The following is a 4340-nucleotide window of genomic DNA, read 5'->3' on the forward strand; positions in this document are numbered from 1 at the left end:
TATCGCGGTGGAAGTAATTTTGAGTGTGGACGAGATGCAAAATTCTAGCCAGTTGTTCCAACCAGTCAATAGCGCGATCGATCCCCAGGGGTTTGTGATTCTGATTTTTTAACCACTGTTGCAAGTTCAGGCCTTCAATTTTCTCCATGACCAAACAGTGCAGAGGTTCGCGGCTGTTATTTGGTGTAAACGTAAAGTAACCATCTGGCTCTACTATTGGCAACCCCGGATGTCTCAACCTCATTAAAACGTGAGCTTCTTGCTGAAATAGCCGTACACCTGTGGGCTCGTTGTAGGTGAGTACCTTTAAAACTTTAGGGATGCCACTCTCATTTACCTCATAAGTCTGACCAAAGCCGCCTTTCCCCAGGGGGCGGAGTACCCAATACCGTCCCTCAATTACTAATTGAGAGCCGCAGCTTTGGCAAAAGCTAACATTTTCAGGGTTTTGAGGACGCGGGCATTTGGGGTTGATGCAGTAGCTCATGCTGGGGAGGAATTAGCTTTGTAGCAATTTCTTAAACATGGTATAGCATTACTATCCCTTTTAATAGTTGATTTCGGAACAATTTAGAGGGGTGTGCCAATTCGTATCAGAAGATACCCGCTCGAATGCAGTCTGTTTCTCCGATCGCACTTGCTTTCCCGACAAACCCATGACGAGTCAAACGCAAAAGAAAACGCATTTACTTAGTAACCCCTATTTAGAACTGAACAATCAGGGGCAGACTTTGCGCTTAGAATTAACAAAAAACGAGCACGTATTGGGTCGCGATCCCTACAAAGCTGACTTACTTGTTCCTCAAGTTTGGCAGATTATTTCTAGCAGTCAAGCGGTTTTGCGGCGAGAAGGGGAAGATTACTGGATTTATGATGGTGATGGTAGCAAACCCAGCACTAATGGGATGTTTGCGCTTCCTAGCTTTACGCAAGTCTCTCCTGCAAAAGGTCTGGCTTTAAAACATGAGACAGAATTACGGATCGGTCAAGACCCTAGAAACCAAATTCAGCTAATTTATTTTAATCCTGCTAGCCCTAGTGCGGGTAATTTACCACGAACTGCGATCGCGCTGCGGAATCGTTCTGTGCTCATAGGTCGCGATCGCCACGCTACCTTAAAGCTCAACTCCCCGATTGTATCCCGTCGCCACGCCACCATTGATGCTAACGCTCAGGGGCAATACGTTCTCGCCGATCGCAGCAGCAATGGCGTTTTTGTCAATGGCAAACGGATTAAAAATTCTGTAGTGCTTACTGAAGGCGCAAAAATTCGCATCGGCCCCTTTACTTTAATTTACCAAGCTGGTGAAGTAACCTTAGTCAATCCCGGCGATGCGATTCGTTTGGAAGCAATAGAATTAGTCCGTGAAGGCAAGGATAAAAATAACGAAATCCAGCGTTTACTTAACACCATTTCCCTCGTAATTGAACCAGGGAATTTAGTAGCTTTAGCTGGGACAAGCAATGCGAATCAATCAGTTTTATTGCGTACTTTGTTAGGAATTGAAGCCCCCAATCGTGGCGCAGTGTACGCGAACGGTGAAGATTTACGGAAACATTTTGATAGCTATAGTTGTTCGATCGGTTTTGTACCTAAAGATGATGCGCTTCACGGTGAATTAACAGTAGCAGAAGCCCTGATTTATGCCATTAAATTACGCTTGCCTGCTGATATCAATGTGGATCAGGTGTTCAAAAAAGTTTTAGATGATATTGAAATGTTTGAACATCGCCATGAATTAATAAATAGCCTCAGCAAGAGCGAACGCAAGCGAGTCAGTATTGGAGTAGAATTAGTAGTAGATCCGAAGTTGTTTTTCTTGGAAGAACCGACTTTTGGACTCGACCCAGGATTAGATAAAAAGATGGTATCGCTATTGCGAAAATTGGCAGATCAAGAGCGGACTGTGATTTTTACAGGCCAAGCTAATGCTAATCTTACCATTTGCGATCGCCTAGTTTTTCTTGGTGGCAGCGGTCATCTTTGCTACTTCGGGCCGCCAGCAGATATTTATAGTTTTTTTGCCATTCACAATCAAGATTTTACTGGCATTTATAGCGAACTAGAAAAAGGTGAATCTATCGTTAGATTGTGGGAAGATAAATATCGCTATTCCAGCTATTACCAGCGCTACATTGCCGTACCACTTAGCCTCAATCCCTCTCAACAACCAGCTAACTTTGCCAAACTATCTAATTCTTCCAGAGGCTCATCTTTCAGACAGTTAACCCTACTAATTCAGCGCTACTTTCAATTGGCAATCCGCAACAAGATCAATTTTGCTATAGGATTATTTTCTGCTGCTATTTGCCCTATTTTGTTAGCAGGAATAAAAAACATGGAGCCATTCATTTTTACTAATAGTAGCGACTCCCGGCTTGCTTTCTTAGCCCTAAGATTTTTACTGTTTTTTTCATTGTCGGCTATTTTGGTAGGCGTTTCTAGTTCTCTTTCGACAATTGTTAAAGAACAGCAAATTTTGAGGAGAGAACGTTTAGCAAGCTTAGGATTATTCCCCTATCTGATTTCAAAATTGATCGGATTAAAAGGATTAGCTTGTCTGCAAGCTGTGGTAATGACAGCGGTAATTTTACTAGGCTTTGAACAACCAGACTCAGATATAATTACCTGGCCTATTGGTTTAGGGATCACTACTTTTTTAACGCTATTAGCTAGTATGAATTTGGGATTGATGCTATCAGCATTTGTAAGTAATATCGCTCAAGCTTATAAAGTTCTACCTTTTATTTTAGGCTTTCAGATAATTTTTTCGGGAGTATTTTTTAAATTAGATAGTTTGTTGTCAATAGAAAAACTAGCCCTTTGGATTTCTTGGCTAACGGTGAGCCGCTGGTCTGTAGGAGCTTATGGCAGTTTAGTGAATGTAAATGCTATGGTGGCTAAGCCGATAGAATTGTCTGATGGAAACTTTTTACATCAGCTATTCGATCCGAGTGCTGTCTATGAGCCAAGTTGGGAAAATCTAGCTCTTAATTGGGGGATTTTGGGGTTGCAGGCAGTTGTTTATTTTGCCGTAACTTTTCTGTTGCTAAAACGTAAAGATATTTTTAGGTAATTAGTTAACTGTTAACTGTTAACTGTTAACTGTTAACTGTTAATGAAGAGTTGGGTTTTACTGCATTTCACCCAACCTAGATTATATCACAACCTTCTTGGCCGTTAGCAGTAGGGACGCTATAACTAGGTACTATAAACTAGCAGGGCTGTTTCAGGCTCATCGTTTTTTAAACTCTCTAACTCATATTCAGCAAGGTTTTCAGCCGATAATTTTTACTAAGCGAGCCGAATTATTAAAAAGTCATGTTATGCTCGCTACCAGAGAAATAGGAAATACGAAGATCGGAAATTGAACCTGAGCATGAAACAGCCCACCTTGCTAAAAAAGGAGGGGATCTCTATACTGTAATCCACCCAAATACAAACCGCTCCTATAAAATCCCGACCGATCTTAACTCTATCTTATTGTAGATCAACCCCGAATATTAGATGTATCTGGCGGCCGAAGTATAACCAGATTGTTTACCAGACAATATATTTCAAAGCTATCAATAGTCAAGTTGGGAAGCTCACTCCCAGCAATTAAAGAATTGGCGAAAGCAGACGCAACTTACAGGAGGATAACGCCTTGTTTTTTCACAAAAAAGAACTAATGTATACGGTGAAGATTGACGAGCCTAACCCTCGTTTCGCCCAATTATTGCTAGAACAATTTGGGGGAGCCACCGGAGAACTAACGGCCGCTTTGCAATATTGGGTGCAGTCCTTTCACTGTGAAAATCCTGGGATTCGGGATATGCTTCAAGATATTGCGCTTGAAGAGTTTAGTCACTTAGAAATGGTCGGCAAACTGATCGAAGCTCACACTCAAAAAGTCGATCAAACTGAAGTTTTCAAAAGTACGCTGTTTGCAGTGCGCGGTATGGGCCCACACTTTTTAGACAGTCAAGGTCAAGCTTGGACAGCAGCTTATATCAATGAAGGTGGTGATGTTGTGCGCGATTTGCGTGCTGATATTGCTGCGGAAGCTGGAGCTCGCCAGACTTATGAAGAGTTGATTAAGTTGGCACCAGATCAAGGCACAAAAAACACCTTGGTATTTCTACTGACTCGCGAAATTTCTCATACCAAGATGTTTATGAATGCGCTCTCGTCGATGGATAAGCTCACAGATCCGATGTTTGGAAATATCCAGCCGGATCAGACTGTGGATCTTTACTTCAATTTGTCTACTAATGGCAAAGATGAGCGTGGTGCTTGGAATTCTGAGCCTGATTTCCGCTATGTTGCCGATCCTACCCCGAAAGGTTAGGTATCGCTG

The 4340-nt window shown here is 42.1% G+C and carries 3 protein-coding genes; 2 read left to right on the forward strand and 1 reads right to left on the reverse strand.

Translation table 11 applies throughout. From position 1 onward, the window contains the following. Nucleotides 1-487: serine/threonine protein kinase (locus OSCI_RS06815; protein WP_039961833.1), on the reverse strand; the 487-nt coding region annotated here is incomplete at its 3' end. A gap of 91 nt (nt 488-578) precedes the next feature. Here OSCI_RS06815 and OSCI_RS06820 point away from each other — a divergent pair. Both OSCI_RS06820 and OSCI_RS06825 read left to right on the forward strand, forming a co-directional pair. Beyond that, on the forward strand, nt 579-3077 hold the full coding sequence (locus OSCI_RS06820) for an FHA domain-containing protein (RefSeq protein WP_007354149.1): 2499 nt from the start codon (nt 579-581) through the stop codon (nt 3075-3077). A 570-nt stretch (nt 3078-3647) separates the two neighbouring features. Continuing rightward, nucleotides 3648-4331: a manganese catalase family protein gene (locus tag OSCI_RS06825; protein ID WP_007354151.1), complete on the forward strand. Its 684-nt coding sequence runs from the start codon at nt 3648-3650 to the stop codon at nt 4329-4331. Nucleotides 4332-4340 lie beyond the last annotated feature (9 nt).

The sequence above is a fragment of the Kamptonema sp. PCC 6506 genome, assembly GCF_000180455.1.
Taxonomy (GTDB): domain Bacteria; phylum Cyanobacteriota; class Cyanobacteriia; order Cyanobacteriales; family Microcoleaceae; genus Kamptonema; species Kamptonema formosum.